The organism is Streptomyces sp. NPDC048650, assembly GCF_043199095.1.
GTDB lineage: Bacteria > Actinomycetota > Actinomycetes > Streptomycetales > Streptomycetaceae > Streptomyces.
This window is the reverse complement of sequence record NZ_JBICVM010000004.1, coordinates 287,314-303,786: the sequence shown is the minus strand read 5'-3', so window position 1 is coordinate 303,786 and position 16,473 is coordinate 287,314. Positions and strand designations below refer to the sequence as shown.

The 16,473-nt window shown below is 73.3% G+C and carries 15 protein-coding genes; 7 read left to right on the top strand and 8 right to left on the bottom strand.

Annotated features, from left to right (window positions below):
- Positions 1-93 precede the first annotated feature (93 nt).
- The 3 genes from ACGFML_RS13770 to ACGFML_RS13760 all read left to right on the top strand — a co-directional run bounded on the left by ACGFML_RS13770 (position 94) and on the right by ACGFML_RS13760 (position 3,018).
- Entirely contained in the window at positions 94-1,176 is a 1,083-nt protein-coding gene (locus tag ACGFML_RS13770; RefSeq protein WP_393543227.1) for a sugar ABC transporter substrate-binding protein, read from the top strand.
- Positions 1,177-1,236: 60 nt separating this feature from the next.
- Positions 1,237-2,019, top strand: a complete 783-nt coding sequence (locus ACGFML_RS13765) for an SDR family oxidoreductase (RefSeq protein WP_393543226.1) — start codon at positions 1,237-1,239, stop codon at positions 2,017-2,019.
- Positions 2,020-2,115: 96 nt separating this feature from the next.
- Positions 2,116-3,018 (top strand): DMT family transporter, encoded by a 903-nt coding sequence (locus tag ACGFML_RS13760; RefSeq protein WP_393543224.1) that lies wholly within the window; start codon positions 2,116-2,118, stop codon positions 3,016-3,018.
- Positions 3,019-3,045: 27 nt separating this feature from the next.
- Here ACGFML_RS13760 and ACGFML_RS13755 read toward each other — a convergent pair whose 3' ends face one another.
- From ACGFML_RS13755 to ACGFML_RS13740, 4 genes are all read right to left on the bottom strand, one after another.
- Positions 3,046-3,447 carry a DUF6578 domain-containing protein gene (locus ACGFML_RS13755; RefSeq protein WP_393543222.1) on the bottom strand — a complete coding sequence of 134 codons (402 nt, stop codon included), beginning with the start codon at positions 3,445-3,447 and terminating at the stop codon, positions 3,046-3,048.
- Between the two features lie 65 nt (positions 3,448-3,512).
- On the bottom strand, positions 3,513-5,300 hold the full coding sequence (locus ACGFML_RS13750) for a M4 family metallopeptidase (protein WP_393543220.1): 1,788 nt from the start codon (positions 5,298-5,300) through the stop codon (positions 3,513-3,515).
- Between the two features lie 649 nt (positions 5,301-5,949).
- Positions 5,950-6,630 (bottom strand): HAD family hydrolase, encoded by a 681-nt coding sequence (locus ACGFML_RS13745; RefSeq protein WP_393543767.1) that lies wholly within the window; start codon positions 6,628-6,630, stop codon positions 5,950-5,952.
- 126 nt (positions 6,631-6,756) lie between these two features.
- Positions 6,757-7,236, bottom strand: coding sequence for an Lrp/AsnC family transcriptional regulator (locus tag ACGFML_RS13740; protein ID WP_393543218.1), 480 nt, complete (start codon positions 7,234-7,236; stop codon positions 6,757-6,759).
- 216 nt (positions 7,237-7,452) lie between these two features.
- On the opposite strand from ACGFML_RS13740, the gene ACGFML_RS13735 reads away from it, so the two are divergent.
- From ACGFML_RS13735 to ACGFML_RS13725, 3 genes are all read left to right on the top strand, one after another.
- On the top strand, positions 7,453-8,796 hold the full coding sequence (locus ACGFML_RS13735; RefSeq protein ID WP_393543216.1) for a DUF5685 family protein: 1,344 nt from the start codon (positions 7,453-7,455) through the stop codon (positions 8,794-8,796).
- Between the two features lie 339 nt (positions 8,797-9,135).
- Positions 9,136-10,644 (top strand): FUSC family protein, encoded by a 1,509-nt coding sequence (locus ACGFML_RS13730; protein ID WP_393543214.1) that lies wholly within the window; start codon positions 9,136-9,138, stop codon positions 10,642-10,644.
- A gap of 170 nt (positions 10,645-10,814) precedes the next feature.
- Positions 10,815-11,861: a lactonase family protein gene (locus ACGFML_RS13725; RefSeq protein WP_393543212.1), complete on the top strand. Its 1,047-nt coding sequence runs from the start codon at positions 10,815-10,817 to the stop codon at positions 11,859-11,861.
- 162 nt (positions 11,862-12,023) lie between these two features.
- Here the strand turns inward: ACGFML_RS13725 and ACGFML_RS13720 are convergent, their stop codons facing one another.
- Positions 12,024-12,416 carry a DUF5997 family protein gene (locus ACGFML_RS13720; protein WP_393543210.1) on the bottom strand — a complete coding sequence of 131 codons (393 nt, stop codon included), beginning with the start codon at positions 12,414-12,416 and terminating at the stop codon, positions 12,024-12,026.
- A gap of 59 nt (positions 12,417-12,475) precedes the next feature.
- Here ACGFML_RS13720 and ACGFML_RS13715 point away from each other — a divergent pair, with 59 nt between their 5' ends.
- Positions 12,476-13,261 (top strand): LysR substrate-binding domain-containing protein, encoded by a 786-nt coding sequence (locus ACGFML_RS13715; RefSeq protein WP_393543208.1) that lies wholly within the window; start codon positions 12,476-12,478, stop codon positions 13,259-13,261.
- A gap of 229 nt (positions 13,262-13,490) precedes the next feature.
- Here the strand turns inward: ACGFML_RS13715 and ACGFML_RS13710 are convergent, their stop codons facing one another.
- The 3 genes from ACGFML_RS13710 to ACGFML_RS13700 all read right to left on the bottom strand — a co-directional run bounded on the left by ACGFML_RS13710 (position 13,491) and on the right by ACGFML_RS13700 (position 16,469).
- The gene (locus ACGFML_RS13710) at positions 13,491-14,435 is read right to left on the bottom strand and encodes a sirohydrochlorin chelatase (protein WP_393543207.1); all 945 of its coding nucleotides are present in this window, start codon (positions 14,433-14,435) and stop codon (positions 13,491-13,493) included.
- Between the two features lie 98 nt (positions 14,436-14,533).
- Entirely contained in the window at positions 14,534-15,541 is a 1,008-nt protein-coding gene (locus tag ACGFML_RS13705) for an N-acetylglucosamine kinase (protein ID WP_393543205.1), read from the bottom strand.
- The gene (locus ACGFML_RS13700; RefSeq protein ID WP_393543203.1) at positions 15,534-16,469 is read right to left on the bottom strand and encodes a phospholipid scramblase-related protein; all 936 of its coding nucleotides are present in this window, start codon (positions 16,467-16,469) and stop codon (positions 15,534-15,536) included. Before ACGFML_RS13700 ends, ACGFML_RS13705 begins: the two co-directional genes overlap by 8 nt.
- Positions 16,470-16,473 lie beyond the last annotated feature (4 nt).

Below are 16,473 nucleotides of genomic sequence, written 5' to 3'. Positions count from 1 at the left end.
CTTACTTCGTTTCTTGACGATACGGGTGGCCGTGACGTTCACTTTCAGCCGTTCCGGGCCGGTCAGGGCGGCCCCTTGCGGAGGTACCTGAAAATGAATGCAGCACTGCGTCGTATGATCACCGGCGCATTGGCACTCTCCCTCGCCGCGCCATTGGCGGCCTGTGGAGACAGCGGTGACGACACAGGTACCGACCAGGAGTCCGTAGGACTCCTCCTGCCGGAGAACAAAGCGGCCCGCTACGAGTCGTTCGACCGCCGGATCATCTCGAGCCGGATCTCCACCCTCTGCCTCGAATGCAAAGTGGACTACCGCAATGCCGAAGAGCAAGTGGACATCCAGAAGCGGCAGTTCGAGGCCATGGTGAAGAAGGGTGTCAAGGTCATCATCCTCGATCCGGTCGACGCCCACGCCGCCAAGAGCTGGGTGGACGCGGCGGCCGAGAAGGGCGTCAAGGTCGTCGCCTACGACCGGCTCGCCGAGGGTGACGTCGCGGCCTACGTCTCGTACGACAACGAGAAGATCGGCCAGCTCCAGGGCAAGGGCATCCTCGCCGCCCTCGGCTCCCGCGCGGCCGACGCCGATGTCGTCATGCTCAACGGTTCGCCGACCGACCCGAACGCCCCGTCCTTCAAGAAGGGCGCGCACGACGCCCTCGACGGCAAGGTCCACAAGATCGTCTACGAGAAGGACATTCCCGAGTGGTCCGCGGCGGAAGCCCGGAAGAAGATGAGCGAAGCCGTCAAGGAGCTCGGTCCGGCGGGATTCGACGCCGTCTACTCGGCCAATGACGGGATGGCCGGCGGAGCCGCCGAGGCGCTGAAGTCGGCGGGGTTGAAGAATGTGCCGCTCGGCGGCCAGGACGCCGAACTCCCCGCGCTGCGACGGCTGGTGAGCGGTACGCAGTCGTTCACCATTTACAAGCAGGTCCGTCCGGAGGCCGAAACCGCCGCGGAGATCGCTTTCCGTCTGCTCCGGGGAAAGAGCATCGCGTCCTTCACCCCGACGACCGCCGACAGCAAGAGCAAATCCAAGATCCCGGCCAAGCTCTTCAATGCGCAGATCGTCACCCGGAAGAATATGCAGGACACCGTGATCCGCGACGGCGTCGTCCCCACCGACTGGATCTGCTCCAAGGGCCTCGCCGCCGCCTGCAAGTCGCTCGGCCTGGACTGACCCCCCGCCGACACGGTTGTTCAGGGCGTATGTGCCGATTCCGAGAGGTATACGTACGCCATGAATGCCACTGAGTCGCACCACGCCCCGGCCTGCGCCGACCGGCCGCTGACGGGCAGCGTCGCCCTGGTCACCGGCGCCTCCAGCGGGATCGGCGAGGCGGCGGCGCTCTCCCTCGCCCGACTGGGGTGTTCCCTCGCGCTGGTCGCGCGCCGTACCGACCGGCTGGCGGAGCTCACCAGCGCGATCAGCACACAGGGGGCGTCGGCCATCGCCCTGACCGCGGACCTGAGCGTCCCGGGGCGGGCACGCCAGGCGGTCGAGGACGCGGTGCGGCACTTCGGCCGGCTGGACGTGCTGGTGAACAACGCGGGGTACGGCGCGCGCGCCGCGGTGGAGGAGAGCGACCTCGGGGACTGGGAGCGGATGGTCGACCTCAACCTCAAGGCCGTGCTGGAGCTGTCGCACGCCGCGCTGCCGCATCTGCTGAGCGCGGCGAAGGACAGCGGGCGCGGCGTCGCCGACCTGGTGACCGTCAGTTCGGTGGCGGGCCGGGTGGCCCGGAAGAACAACAGCGTCTACTCGGCCACCAAGCACGCGGTGTGCTCGTTCAGCGAGTCCCTGCGCCAGGAGGTGACCGGGCGCGGTGTACGGGTCGGGCTGGTCGAGCCGGGGATGACGACGACGGAGATGACCATCGGGGGCGGGTCGGCGTTCGGGATGCCGCAGGAGAACTGGCTGCGCGCGGAGGACATCGCCCGTTCCATCGGCTTCATGGTCAGCCAGCCGGCGCATGTGGCGATCAACGAGATCATGGTGCGGCCGACCGCCCAGGAGCACTGACCCCCGCCATCGGGCCGCCCGGCCTGCCGGGCGCCCGGGCCCCTGCCCGGTTAGCGTCGGAGCGGGGGCCGACGGTGAGGAGGCGGTGGCGGGCGCATGTGGCCGGCAGTCCTGTTCGCCCTGCTCGCGGCGGCCAGCAATGCGCTGGCCACGGTGTTGCAGCGGCGTGCCGCCCGTACGGTGCCGCTGGCGCCGGGGCTGCGGCTGGGCCTGCTCGTCGATCTGCTGCACCGCGCGGTGTGGTTGGGCGGCATGCTCGCCGTCATCGCGGCCGGCGGCTTCCAGGCGCTGGCGCTGTCCCTGGGGGCGCTGTCGGTGGTGCAGCCGCTCTTCGTACTCGAACTGCCCCTCGCCCTGCTGATCGGGCGGGTCCTGCTCGGCGGGCGGGTCTCGCGGGCGGGCTGGACGGGGGTCGCGATGCTGGTGGTCGGGCTGGGGGCCGCGCTGGCCGCCGCCGCGCCGACTGCGGGCACCGCGGGTGCGCCGCTCGGCCGGTGGGCGGGCGCGCTGGTGGCCTGCGGCGCGGTGATCGCCCTGTCCGTCGGCGTGGCGCTGCGCCGGCCGGGGGGCGCCGTGCGGGCGGCCGCCTTCGGCGCGTCGACCGCCGTCGCCTATGCGCTCACCGCCGCCCTGATGAAGGACGCGACGCACGCCTGGCAGCGCGGCGGACCGGGCGAGTTCTTCCTGGCCTGGCAGACCTACGGCTTCGCGATGGTCGGTGTGCTGGCTCTGTTCCTCATGGAGAACGCCATGCAGTCCGGCCCACTGACCGCCTCCCAGCCCGTCCTGACGCTGGGGGACGCGCTGGTCAGCCTGTTGTTGGGGGTCACGTTGTTCGGCGAACGCGTCCGGACCGGCTGGTGGCTGCTGCCGGAGGCGCTGGGCGTCGCGCTGGTGCTCTGGGGTGCCGTGCTGCTCTCCCGCGTCGCACTCACCCGGGATGTGGTGAGCGGCCCGGACGCCGGCGCCCCGGCCGAGGCCGGCGAGGCGCGCGGGTGAGGCGCGCCTCGGTGAGGGCGGCGACGGTCAGCGCCGTACGTCGTTGAGCTCCACCAGGAAGCCGGTGAACTCCAGCTCGCCGTGGTCGGGTGTCCGGCGCTCGGCCGCGGTCAGGGGGGTGAGGGTGCCGGAGCCCGGTACGGGGCGGTGCGTGTGCGGGGACGCTCCGGGCCGCGGCGCGTACCGGCAGTGCACCGCGGCGATCGCGGCGACCGTTCCGGTGGTGGCCGATTGCTCGACGGAGTCGTCCATCCAGCCGCCGTGGTGGTTCTCGGCGGCGTCGACCCGCGCGGCGGCCTCGGCGCCGATGACGTCGGCGAGCCACTGCTCGTCGGCGTCGAGGAGCGACCAGGAGATCTGTGAGCCGATACGGAACGGCTCACCGCAGCACTCCATCTGCCAGCTTTCCATCCAGACAGTGAGATCCATGACCCGATTGTGCCGCGGGCGCGGTGCCCCCACCGAGGGCGGGGGCACCGCGGGACGGCCCGGGATCAGCCCTTGGGGGCAGGGGTGTTGGCGGCCGTGACGTTCACGGCGGCCCAGGAGCGGTCCACCGCCTTGTACTCGGTGCTCTTGGCACCGTAGAGGTCCTTGGCGGCCTTGAGGGTCGCGGTCCGGGCACCGTGGAAGTCGGTCGTGGAGACCATGTACCGGGTCAGCGCCCGGTAGTAGATCGCCGTCGCCTTGGTCCGGCCGATGCCCGCCACCTTGGAGCCGTCGGAGGTGGGGGAGTTGTAGGTGACGCCGCCGATCACCTTCTTGCCGCTGCCTTCGGCGAGGAGGTAGTAGGCGTGCGAGGAGACACCGGAGCCGGCGTGCACCTCGGTGTCGTAGGACTCCTTCGACCAGTAGTCGACGGTGCCCTCGAGCTTGTCGAGGGACGGCTTGTCCAGCCGGCGCAGGAACTTCTGCTGCAGGCCGAGCTTCTCGCCCATCAGGTAGTTCGGCGGGTTCTTCGGGTTGTCGGCGGCGAACTCGACCGAGCTGCCGAAGATGTCCGCCAGGGATTCGTTGAGGGCGCCGGGCTCGCCGTACTGGTTGCCCTCCTCGTCGACGCGGGTGGGCTGGAGGCCCGCGGTCGCGTCCACGACGCCGTGGGTGAGCTCATGGCCGGTGACGTCCAGGACGACCAGCGGCTTGGTGAAGGTGCGGCCGTCGCCGTCGCCGTAGAGCATGCAGCCGCAGTCGGAGGACCAGTAGGCGTTGCCGACGTTCTTGCCGAAGTGCACCAGGGCGTGGGCGCCGCGGCCGTCGTTCTTGATGCCCTTGCGGCCGAAGGTCTTCTTGTAGAAGTCCAGGGTGCTCGTGATGCCGTACTGGGCGTCGACGGCGGCGGTGGCCCGGTTGCCCGTCGTGCCGTTGCCCCAGCGGTTGGTGGTGCTGGTGAACGCCTTGCCGGCGGAGAACTTCTCCGGTTCCTTGCCGCCCGCATCGCGGGTCTCGGTGTTGCCGCGGGTGGAGTCCTTGAGGGTGAAGGAGTGCTGGGCGGTCCGGGTGGTGGAGAGCGGCACCTTGCCGACGAAGAGGGACGCTCCGGTGCCGGCGGCGGCACCCGGGAAGCCCTTGGCGCCCTTGCTCGGGGCGGCCGGCGCGGTGGCACCGACCAGCCCGGTCACCGGGCGGAGCTTCTCACCCAGCTTGCGCAGCTTGTCCTGTACGGCGGGCGACAGGAAGGAGTCGTTGGCCGGGGTGTTGCTCAGCACGGTGCCCGAGGCGGCGTCGACGACGACCGTACGGACGCCGCCGGCCTCGTCGGCGCTGCTGTCGGCGACCTGCACCTGGTAGGCCAGGGCCGTACGGTCCGCGCGGGCGTCCACGACGAGTTCGGCCGTACCGGCTCGGCCCTTGGCGGCGGTGGCGGCCTTCTCCTCGGCCTGCCGGGCCGTCAGTTCGGGGCTGGTGGAGCGGACCTCGACCGGCCGGCGGGAGGCCCGGGTCACGTCCTGATAGGCGGACCTGGCGTCCAGGTGGACGACGAGGTCACCGCCGAGGACCGGCAGGCCGTGGTGCGTCCGGACGAAGCGGACGTGCTGACTGCCGTCCGGGTCGACCAGCAGGTCCGTGGCCTTGAGCCCGTCCTTCTCGCCGACGCCGGTGGCGGCGGGGTGGGCGTGGGCGGCGGCGCGGGCCGCGGCCACGATTGCATCGTGGGAGCGGGCGGCGGCGGGAGCCGAGTCCTTGGTGACCGAGGGGGTGGCGATGGCGGCGCCTGCAGTGACGGTCGCGGCCGTGGTCACCGCGACGGCGATCGCCAGGCTGCGTATGTGGGGTCTACGCACTGATGTGGGTCCTTTGTGCACGAGGGCGGCAGGCTCACCAACCGCCCGGAAACGCGGCGCTGTTGCTCGCCGCGGGGGTCGGGAGGCCCCGCGCACACCCTGCGTGTACTGGCATGGGCATGTAAACCCATAGGTTCGGTTTTCGACCGAGTTAAATCGAAATTTGACAATTGATCAGCTCAGGGTGGTCATGAGGTGACGAATTGTGTTCTCGATTCTTGGGGAGAGAGACCCGATCCCACGGCGGACGGTTGCCTCTCCCTCAAGGAGATCTGCGTCTCACCGCGTGTCGAGGTGGGACCGGGCCCCTGCGCCCGACTCCCGGGAGGGCCGCGCCTGCGCGAACGGCCGCGTGGGGCAACCGTCCAGCGCCGCCGCCACCCGGTCCCGCGTTACGGCCGGATCGATCACCGCGTCGATCCCCGGCGCCGCCACCGCGTCGACCGCGTTGCTGCGGTGCGGACATGGGCGTACGGGCCCGTCGGCCGCGTAGTGAGCCGGACGCGAGGGGGAGACCGGTGGGGCCGTGCGGCCGGGGTACCGCAGGGAACTGGCCGCGGACACGTCGCGACAGGCCGGCGACACCACGGCGGGCTGCCAACTCCCGCTCGTGCCACTCGTCGAGGCCCCGACGCCGCCAAGGGCAGGATCAGGCGGGCCGAACCGGCCGCGCCGGGCTCCCGAGCCACTCGTGGGCGGCCCGTGCCGTGAACTCCTTCTGGCCACCCCGGAACACCAGCCCGGCCCGCGCGAACGCCGGATCGTCGGCCGTGGCCGCCACATAGGGCACCGCGATGCACCGCATGCCCGCCCGGTGCGCCGCCAGCGCACCGGGCGGCGCGTCCTCCAGCACCACACACTCCCGGGGCTCGACACCCATCCGGCGCGCGGCCTCCAGGAACACATCGGGCTCCGGTTTGCCGTGCGCCACCTCCTCCGCCGACACCGTCGTCGTCAGCGCCCCGTCCAACCCCGTCCCGCCGAGCACCGCCGCGATGGCGGCCCGCGACGACCCGGAGGCCACCGCCATCGGATGCCCGGCCGCGGCCAGCCGGGCCACGAACTCCCGCATCTGCGGGAACACTTCGGTGTGCGCCCGCGCCAGCTCCAGATAGCGGCGGTTCAGGCCCGCCAGCAGCTCCTCGACCGGCGCGTCGATGGCGAACTCCCGACCGAGGATCTCCAGCGTCTCGCGCGTACCGATCCCGATGAACCGGGCGTGGTGCTCCCAGCTGAAGTCCGCCACCCCGTAGTCGGCCAGCAGTCGCCGACTCGCCTCGTAGTAGTTCGGCTCGCTGTCCACGAGCGTCCCGTCGAGGTCGAAGATCACCGGAGTGGGCGAGGCGGCGGCGCCGGGAGGGGATCCGGTCGGGGGGCCGGGAGTGGCGGAGGTGCTCATACGCTCCAGCATGCCAAGCGGCGTCCGGCCGGGCCCCGCGGCATGCCACCGCGCGGTTCAGCCCGGCTTCGCGGTGCCGCCCACCGCCTCGACAAGCGGCAGCATCCGGTGCGGCACCCGCTCGCGCAGCGCCACCTCCGTGCGGGTGCGGACCACGCCCGGCAGGCTGATCAACCGCTGGATCACATCCTCCAGATGCGCCGCGTCCCTCGCCACGACCCGCGTCAGCAGATCCCCACCGCCGGTCGTCGAGAACGCCTCGATGATCTGCGGCACCTCCGCCAGCGCCGTGGCCACCTCCTCCAGATGCCCCTGCGTCACCTCGATGTGCACAAAGGCGAGTACGGGGTGCCCCAGCGCGGCGGGCGACAGTCGGGGGCTGTACGCCGTGATCACGCCGTCCCGTTCCAGCCGGTCCAGTCGCGCCTGGACCGTCCCGCGGGCCACCCCGAGAACCCGGGCGTACTCCCGCACACTGGTGCGCGGCTGCTCCAGCAGCAGCCGGAGAATCCTGGCGTCCAGGGCGTCGACGGGCATGGTCGGACACGATCCTCACGGTCGCGGCGGGGCGGTGGCCCCTGGACTGTACCAATGGGCCGACGTGCGGCGATCTGACGGCAAGTCAGTCGGCAGCGCATCGTGCCTGATCTGCGCAGGGGGCGTGTGTCCAGGTCAGCGGCCCGCCCGGTAGATTCCGTGCCGCGGCCGGCCTGCGCCGGCCGGTACCGATGTCGCCTTACGGGGGTTTCCACCATGTTCGGAATCGTCAGGCCCTGCTCCCATCGCCTCTCGGAGGGACTCAAAGCGGAGTGGATGGCCCACCTGTGCGGCCTCTGCCTCGCGCTGCGGGCCGATCACGGGCAGTTCGCCCGGGTGGTCACGAACTACGACGGGCTGATCGTGTCCGTGCTGACCGACGCCCAGACCGGCCGCACCGACGCCGGGCGCCGGACCGCCGGGCCCTGCCCGCTGCGCGGGATGCGCACCGCCTCGGTGGCGAAGGGCGAGGGCGCACGGCTCGCGGCATCGGTGTCCCTGGTACTGGCGTCCGCGAAGATACGCGACCACGTCGCCGACCGGAACGGGCTGCTGCGCCGCCGTCCGGTGGCCGCCGCCGCGCGCAGGGTCGCCGCGGGCTGGGACCGCGCCGGGGCGCGCACCGGCGCCGCGCTCGGCTTCGACACCGCCGTGCTCGTCGACGCGGTCGACCGCCAGGTGGGCATCGAGGAGCTGGCCGGCGTGGGCACCCCGTTGACCGTCATCACCGAACCGACCGAGACCGCCACCGCCGCGGCCTTCGCCTACACCGCGGTGCTGGCCGGCCGGCCGGACAACGCCGCCCCGCTCGCCGAGGCGGGACGGCTCTTCGGGCGACTGGCCCACCTCCTCGACGCCGTCGAGGACCGTGCGACGGACGCCGCGGAAGGCGCCTGGAACCCGCTCGCCGCCACCGGCGCCACCACCGCCGAGGCCCGCCGGCTGTGCGACGACGCGGTCCACGGCATCCGCCTCGCGCTGCGCGATGTGGAGTTCACCGACTCCGCCCTGGTGCATGTGCTGCTCGCCCACGAACTGCGGCGCTCGGTGGACCGCGCCTTCGGCGCCGCGTCCTGCGCCCACCAGGGACACGGGGCGCCGGGACACGAGGCGCCGGGGCACGGAGCGCCGGGCCACGGCCGGCCGTCGCAGTACGTGCAGCAGCCGCCGCAGTACGGCCAGGCCCCGGCAGCCGGCCCGTACGTCCAGGGGGAGCAGCCGCTGAACGGCCCGCAGGCCCCGTACGGCGGCGGGCCGGTGCCGCCGGGCGGCACCGGCGGCGGCCACGGTGGTGGTCACGGCGGCGGGGGCGGTGGGATGTCGCACCTTCCGCACCCGCCGAAGAAGCCCCGCGGCCTCCTCGCGGGCTGCGCGGTCTTCATCGGCCTGTGCTGCACCTGCAAGCTCTGCTGCGCCGACACGTACGAGGGGCCGTGGTCGCGCAAGCGGCGCGAGGGGTGCTGCCAGGACTGCGACTGCGGTGACTGCAGCGGGTGTGACTGCTGTGACTGCAGCGGTTGCGACTGCTGTGACTGCTGCAGCTGCTGCGACTGCGGCTGACCACCACCGCCGCCGCCGCCGCCGACGACGGCGTCCGGCCGGCGCCGTGCGCACGTCACGTCCATCGGGGGCGCCGCGAAACTCCGCGGCGCCCCCGATGCGTACCAAGGGACCTCTCGCCGCACCTCCTGCCATTGGCTCCCCGCCGGCCGGGCAAGATCCCCCATGACTGTGCCAATGGCCCACTCCTCGTCTCCTCTGTTGAGCCATTAGCCGCGGCAATGATGTGATGGAGCTGTCGATGGCGCTGCGGAACTCCGCGGCGCCTTTTTCATGCCGGAACCAGGACCCGGGATCAGGACCCGGGATCAAGAACCGGGATCAAGAAGGGCGGGATCTGTGCTCAAGAGGGTGTTCGTGGCTCCGGACCCGGGCCGGCTGCGGCTGCGCAGTGCCACCCGGGCCGTCCTCGGCATCAGCCTGGCCGTGGCCGCCTGCGGCCTCACCGTCCACTCGCTGATAGCGGCCGTCATCGGCGGCCTCGCCGCACTGCTCGCGCTCTTCACCGTCACCGACGCCACGGTCCGCGACCAAGCGGTCACCACCGCCTTGCTGCCCGCGGCCGGCTTCCCGGTGCTCGCCCTCGCGACGGGACTGCACGACCACCCGACGGCGCGGGACCTGGCCTTCCTCGCCGTGATGGGGCTGGGTGTCTACGCCCGGCGCTGGGGGCCGCGCGGCCACGCCCTCGGCGTGTTCGCCTTCATGACCTTCTTCGCGACACAGTTCCTGCACGCCGGGCCCGGCCGGCTGCCCGAGCTGTACGTCGCCGTCACTGTCGCCCTCCTCGTCTCCTCGGCCGTCCGGTTCGGCCTCTGTTGCTACGAGCGGCGGCTGCCGTCCGCCGCCGCGCCCGCTCCGCCGGGCGGCAGGGGCCTCGCCCGTACGACCACCCGCCAGGCCGTCCAGGCGACCGTCGGCGGTGCCGTGGCCCTCATGGCGGGACAACTGCTCTCCGACCAGCGCTGGTACTGGGCCGTGGGCGCCACCTGGTGGGTCTTCGTGAACACCACCTCCCGCGGCGAGACCCTGGTACGCGGTTTCCGGCGCATCCTCGGCACGCTCATCGGCATCGTGGCCGGCGCGGGGGTGGCCATCCCGCTGCACGGAGCGGCCGTACCCACCGCCGCGCTCGTCGCGGTCTGCGTCTTCGGGATCTTCTACGCCGCGGCCGTCTCGTACACCTGGATGATGTTCGCGGTGACGGTGATGGCCGGGCTGCTCTACGGGCTGCTGGGGGTCCTGGACTCCGATCTGCTCGTGCTCCGGCTCACCGAGACCGGCGTCGGCGCGATCGGCGCGGCGCTGGCCGTCGTGGTGGTGCTACCGGTGACCACGCATGCCACCACCGACGCCTGGATCGAGCGCGCGCTGCGCTGTGTCCACGCCTGCGCGGCCGAGGCGGCCGCCCGCCTGGCCGGGTCCGGCAGCGCGGACCCGACACCGCGCGTCGCCGAACTGGAGCTGCTGCTCGGCCGGGTGCGGCTCTCGCTGGCTCCGCTGGTGCACCCGCTGAGCCCGTTCCGCGGCCGCAAGGAGAAGGCGCGCCGCGTCCTGGCGCTGCTCGACGACTGCGCCCGCGAGGCCCGCGGTCTGGCCTCCATCGCAGCGGACCCCGAGGCGTCCCACGACGTCCGGCTCGCCGCCGCGTGCTGGCGGGTGGAGGCCGCCGTGGAGGCGCTGACCACGCCGGGCGGGGCGCGTGCCGCGGCGGGGACGGCCGCCGCGGTGCCGGAGCATCCGGCCCCCGAACCCGCGCTGGCCCATCTGCACGGCCTGGAGAAGGCCCTGGCCGAACTGGCCGTGCCGCTGCGCAGCACCCGCCCCTCACCCCTGGCCGGCGCCTGACCGGCGGGTACCACCCCGACTCGGTCGTGGCCCGCTGAGGCCGCGCCGGGGCGCGGGCCCACGGGCGGGTATCGGCCATCCACGGAGGTGCCGCGCCCATGGCTGTTAGCGTCGCCGGGCACCCTCTCACGGGCAGTCGCCCGGCGGCAGGCGGACGAAGGGCGGGACCCATGGGGACGACGGACAGCGGCCGGCGTGCGTACATCGGATCGTTCACGACGGCGGGCGGCCTCGGCATCACCACCGCGGCCGTCGACCCGGCGACCGGCGCGCTCGGCCTGCGGCGTTCCACCGACGCCGTCCCCAACCCCTCCTACCTGGCCCCGAGCCCCGACGGCCGGTACCTCTACGCGGTCAGCGAGCTCCCCGACGGAGCCGCCGCGGCCTTCGCCCTCACTCCGGACGGCCCCGAACCGCTCGGCCCCGCCGTCCCGGTGGGCGGCGCCGACCCGACCCATCTCACCCTGGCCGACGGCCATCTGGTCACCGCCAACTACAGCTCGGGCAGCGTCAGTTCACTGCTCGTACGAGCCGACGGCACCCTCGGGGACCGGCCCGCGGTCCTGACCCACCGGGGCAGCGGTCCGAAGTCCGAGCGCCAGGAGGGCCCGCACGCGCACGCCGTGCTGCCCGACCCCAGCGGCCGCTGGCTGCTGAGCGTCGACCTCGGTACGGACGCGGTCCGCGTCTGCGCCCGCGACGGCGGCGGGGCGCTGACCGTACGGGACGAGGTGGCGCTGCGGCCCGGCAGCGGACCGCGCCATCTCGCCTTCCACCCCCGCGGCGATCGCGCCTACGTCATCAACGAACTCAATCCGACGGTCACGCTCTGCCGCTGGGACGCCGGCCGCGGCACCCTGACCCCCCTGGGCGAGACCCGGCTGCTCCCGGACGGCACCGGCGCGGAGGGTACCTTCCCGTCGGAGTTGGCCGTCTCCCCGGACGGCCGGTTCGCCTGGGCCGCCAACCGGGGGCACGACAGCATCTCCGTGCTGTCCCTCGACCCGGACGGGGATTCGGCCACCCTCCTGACGACCGTCCCCTGTGGCGGCCACTGGCCCCGCGACCTGGCCCTGCACCCCGCCGGACGCCATCTCTACGTGGCCAACGAACGCTCCGGCGACATCACCTGGTTCACCCTCGATCCGCACACCGCGATTCCCACCAGAACCGGCTCCGTCGACGCCCCGGCGGCCTCCTGCGTGGTGTTCGCCTGACCCCCGGTCAGCCCTGCCGGAGCCGTTCGGCCGCACCGGAGAACGACGCTGCCGGTGGCCCTCACCTCAGGTGAGGGCCACCGGCAGCAGTCACGGGCCCCGGCCGGGGCCCGGACGGCAGGGGGCGGACGGCGGGGCTGAACGCCCCGATCCGACCGCGTCCTACTCCTTGTCCTTGTCCTTCTCCTTGTTCTTTTCCTTGATGCGGACCGTTTCCTTGCGGACCTCGGCCTGCGTGGCGCGTTCCTTCTGCAGCCACTCGGGCTGCTCCTGCTTCAGCGCGTCGATCTGCTCGGTGGTGAGGGCCTCGGTGACCCCGCCGCGCGCGAGACCGGAGATGGAGACGCCCAGCTTCGCCGCGACCACCGGGCGGGGGTGGGGGCCGTTGCGCCGCAGCTCCTGCAGCCACTCGGGCGGATCGGCCTGCAGCGTGTTCAGCTCGCTGCGCGAGATGACACCCTCCTGGAACTCGGCGGGGGTGGCCTCGAGGTACACACCCAGCTTCTTCGCCGCGGTCGCGGGCTTCATCGTCTGGGTGGTCTGGTGCGACGTCATGGTGTCAAGGGTAGCGAGCGTGTGCGAGACCTCCGACCACGGACCGGTAACCTGGCGGAGTGACAGGCTCAGACGCATCTCCTTCCTTCCGGCTCGCGTATGTCCCAGGCGTGACGCCGACCAAGTGGGTGCGTATCTGGAACGACCGGCTGCCCGGAGTTCCCCTGGCCCTCGTCGCGGTCACCGCCACCGAAGCCTCCGACGTGCTGCGCGACGGCGGCGCCGACGCGGGCTTGGTGCGGCTGCCGGTCGACCGGACGGTGTTCAGCGCGATCCCGCTCTACACCGAGACGACGGTCGTCGTGGTCCCGAAGGACCACGTGGTGGCGGCGGTCGACGAGGTGGCCGCCGAGGACCTGGCCGACGACATCGTGCTGCATCCCCTCGACGACACCCTGGACTGGGAACACCGGCCGGGGCGGCCGGCGAACGACCGACCCGCCACGACGGCCGACGCCGTGGAACTGGTGGCGGCGGGCGTGGGGCTCCTCGTCGTCCCGCAGTCGCTGGCCCGCCTGCACCACCGCAAGGACCTCACGTACCGGCCGGTGGCGGACGCCCCCCAGTCGCACGTGGCGCTGGCGTGGCCCGAGGACGCCACCACCGACATGGTGGAGGACTTCATCGGCATCGTCCGCGGGCGGACGGTCAACAGCACACGGGGACGCGCCGCCGCCCCGGCGCAGCCGAAGGAGCACAAGCCCTCCGGCACGGCAGGCACCCGGCGGAAGCCCGCGGCCGGCAAGAAGCCCGCGGCCGGCAAGGCGACCGGCAAGAGCCCCCGGGTCGGCTCCGGCGGCGCCAAGGGCGGCGGCAAGCGCGGCAAGCCCCGCCGCCGGTCGTAGCGCCGCGTCGCGCAGCCACCCCGCCCGCCGGCCCATCCGCCGAACGGCGCTCACCGGGCCGCTGGGGGACGCGTGCCGCACCAGCCTCCGGCACCGCCTCCGGTGTCGTCTCCGGCCCTCTGGCGGGCATCTGTGCCGCTCAGGGGCCCTTTCCCTGCCCTGGGCAGAGAAAGGGCCGCCCCGCGCGGTGCGCGAAGCGGCCCTTCCCGGGTCTGCCGTGGGATGAGTCCTAGTGGACCGGTGCGCCCTGCTGCAGGGTGATGCCCACCGCCGCCGCGTAGTTCGACAGCACCAGCCGGCCCACCGCGCCGTACGCGCCGAGCGCCTCCGCCGCCGCGCACTCGGCCTCTGCCGCGGCCGCCCCCAGCAGGCCGTCGGCGAGCTCGGGGCCGATCAGGTACGGGGCCAGCGCCAGCTGCTGCGAGCCGGAGCCGCGCAGCTGCTCCGCCGTCCGCGCGATGGCGCCCTCCTCGTCGAGACCGGCGGCCAGCACCGGCACCGCCAGTCGCGCCGAGAGCAGCATGCCGGTGATCCCGGCGGCCTGGACGGCCTCCTCGCCGCCCACGGTGGCCAGGATGATGCCGTCCGCGGCGGTGGCGACCGTGAACAGCCGCGCGCGGTCGGCGCGCGCCAGACCGGCCTCGGACAGCCGGACGTGCAGCGCCTCGGCGAGCAGCGGGTGCGGGCCGAGGACATCGGTCAGGTCGGCACCGGAGCCGCTGCTCATGATGGCCTGACGTATCCGCCGCAGCAGCGAGCTGTCCGGACCGGCGAGCAGCGGCACGACCACCGCGGCCGGCTGGTCGGCCGGACCGTCGTGGCCGATCCGCTCCTTCTGCTCGGCACCGGCCCGGGCCAGTACGGCCTCCAGCGACGGGAACTCGTCGTCGCCGCCGTCGACATAGCCGATCCGGGCGTCGAGGCCGGGCAGCTCGGAGCGGGCGATGCTGGAGACCTCTTCCGCCAGGCTGCGGGCGGCGGGGGTCGGGGTGCCGGGCACGGCCAGCACCAGGGCGGGTGCGCCCTCGGGTGCGGCGAGCGGTTCCGGCTTGCGGTGGCGGCCGGACTGCCGCGCGCGCGGCATGCGTACGGGCAGGCCGGGTGCGGCCCCCGGGCTCGGGGATTCGGCGTCAAAATAGGGCGAGCCAGGTGCGGGCCCAGTGGGGGAACTCATGGCGCCGCATGCTAACGCCTCGGGCCACCCTCGCGCGGAGGGAGGGTTCACGGTCGAGGTATCCGTCCCGATTTATCCCGCGCGTCATGATGGCAAGATCACCCCACAGGGCGTGTGATCTGCAACAACTTCGGGTCGACGGGCAGTATCAGGCGGTCCTCGGCCAGTGCCGCGGCGATGGTCAGCGCGCCGTCCAGCGGGGTGCCCAGGGGCGTCTCCCGACGGGCCTCGGGCAGCCTTTCGGCGAGCGCGGCACGCAGCGGGGCCAGCAGCGGCTCGCCGAGGGCGAGCAGCCCGCCGGTCAGTGCCACGGTGCGGCGGGTGCCCGGCGGGCAGACCGCCGCCGCGGCGTCGGCGATATGGCCCGCGGCGTCCGTGAGGATCTGCGCGGACACCGGGTCGTCGGACGCGCAGCGCGCCACCGCGGGGGCGAAGGAGGCCAGTACGGCAGGCCGGTCGGGGCGCGGGTAGAGCGCGGCGGGCAGTCCGGTGACCGGCCCGAACTCCGCCTCCGCGCACGCCAGTAGGGCGCGTGAACCGCCGGGCCGGCCGTCGTGCGCGCGCAGCGCGGCCGCCAGCCCGGCGCGGCCGATCCATGCGCCGCCGCCGCAGTCGCCCAGCAGGTGGCCCCAGCCGTCGGCGCGGCGCCAACCGCCCGCCGCCGTGAGGTCCGTACCCATGGCGATCATGCCGGTGCCCGCGGCGACCACGGCTCCGGGCCGTTGCCCCAGCGCCCCGGCGTAGGCGGTGACCGCGTCGGCGGCGAGCGCGAGACGGTGCACCCCGAAGGCGGTGGCCAGCGCGGCGGGGAGCCGGGCGCGCAGGTCGTCCCCCAGGGTGGCCATGCCGGCGGCGCCCACGCAGGCGGCGGCGAGGCTCTCCGCGCCGGCTCGGCTCATCAACTCCTGTGCTGTCGGCACCAGTTGGGACAGCAGATGGGTCGCGTCGATCCCGGCGGGGCCGGTGCGGACGGGCTCGCCGCAGCTGCGGACGGCCGACGGCTGGGGCGCGGGGCCGCCGTCGGTGCGGGCGATCGCGATCCGCAGCCCCGAGCCGCCCGAGTCGGCCCCCAGGACGAAAGCGCCGCGTCCGGCCGGCTCAGCCAAGGCCGCGGGCGTCCTGCTTGAGGGCGGTGTCGACGGTCAGGGCCGTGGCGACGACCAGGCTCAGCAGCGGGTCGGGGAGCGGGCGGTGGATCTGCAGGACGTAGTTGTCCGCGGTGGTGAACATCGTCTTGGCGAGTCCCTCCCAGGTCTTGGTGATCCGGGCGACCTCGGTGTCGGTGTGGTCGACGACCGCGAAGTTCCAGGCGCGCCAGTTCTGGGCCTTGATGGCGCCGATCTGCCGGCCGTCGGCCAGCATTGCGAAGGTGATCCTCCCGATGGCGTTCTGCTGCACGATCTCGCCGACCGGTCGGCCGTCCGGGCGCTCCACCAGCACCTTGGACTTGATGATCTTCGCGGGCCGGGTCAGCACCAGCTGCGGCAGGCCGTGCACGTCCCGGATCTCCAGCTTGTGGGTCATGTACTGATCCCGGCTGGAGACGACGCGCAGCACCTTCTTGGCGGTGCTCTGGCCGACCTGGACGACCGTGCCCAGGGCGTTGCCGTGCTGGTCGAAGACGCCGTACTCGTTGGTGACCTCGATCAGCTTGGCCTTCTGGTCGACCACCAGGACCGGCTCGCTGAACAGGCTGCCGCTGCCGGGCCCGCCGTCCCGGGCGCCGCCGCCCGGGTGCGGGGCACGGCCCGGCCGCTGCGGTGTGTGCTGCTGCTGAGGTGCGTGCTGCCGGGGCATCGGCTGCGGGCCGGCCGGCTGCGGCGCCGGCGGCTGCTGGGGAGCCGGGACCTGCCGAGGCGGGTCGGCGGCGACGGGCTCCTCGAGGGTGGACTGCGGCCGGGACTCGGCGGACTGCGGCGCCTGCTGTGCCGGATGGGTGTGGCCGGTCCAGCGAAAGCCGTCCCACCAGCGCAGTTGCTGGGGGGCGCCCTGCGGGTCGGCGTACCAACCCGCAGGGGTGCTCGCGTTCGTCATGCCG

Bases quoted from the DNA above. Each gene is read 5' to 3' on its own strand.
- ACGFML_RS13770 (WP_393543227.1), top strand. From the start codon at position 94: ATGAATGCAGCACTGCGTCGTATGATCACCGGCGCATTGGCACTCTCC.
- ACGFML_RS13765 (WP_393543226.1), top strand. From the start codon at position 1,237: ATGAATGCCACTGAGTCGCACCACGCCCCGGCCTGCGCCGACCGGCCG.
- ACGFML_RS13760 (WP_393543224.1), top strand. From the start codon at position 2,116: ATGTGGCCGGCAGTCCTGTTCGCCCTGCTCGCGGCGGCCAGCAATGCG.
- ACGFML_RS13755 (WP_393543222.1), bottom strand. From the start codon at position 3,447: ATGGATCTCACTGTCTGGATGGAAAGCTGGCAGATGGAGTGCTGCGGT.
- ACGFML_RS13740 (WP_393543218.1), bottom strand. From the start codon at position 7,236: ATGCCCGTCGACGCCCTGGACGCCAGGATTCTCCGGCTGCTGCTGGAG.
- ACGFML_RS13735 (WP_393543216.1), top strand. From the start codon at position 7,453: ATGTTCGGAATCGTCAGGCCCTGCTCCCATCGCCTCTCGGAGGGACTC.
- ACGFML_RS13725 (WP_393543212.1), top strand. From the start codon at position 10,815: ATGGGGACGACGGACAGCGGCCGGCGTGCGTACATCGGATCGTTCACG.
- ACGFML_RS13720 (WP_393543210.1), bottom strand. From the start codon at position 12,416: ATGACGTCGCACCAGACCACCCAGACGATGAAGCCCGCGACCGCGGCG.
- ACGFML_RS13710 (WP_393543207.1), bottom strand. From the start codon at position 14,435: ATGAGTTCCCCCACTGGGCCCGCACCTGGCTCGCCCTATTTTGACGCC.
- ACGFML_RS13700 (WP_393543203.1), bottom strand. From the start codon at position 16,469: ATGACGAACGCGAGCACCCCTGCGGGTTGGTACGCCGACCCGCAGGGC.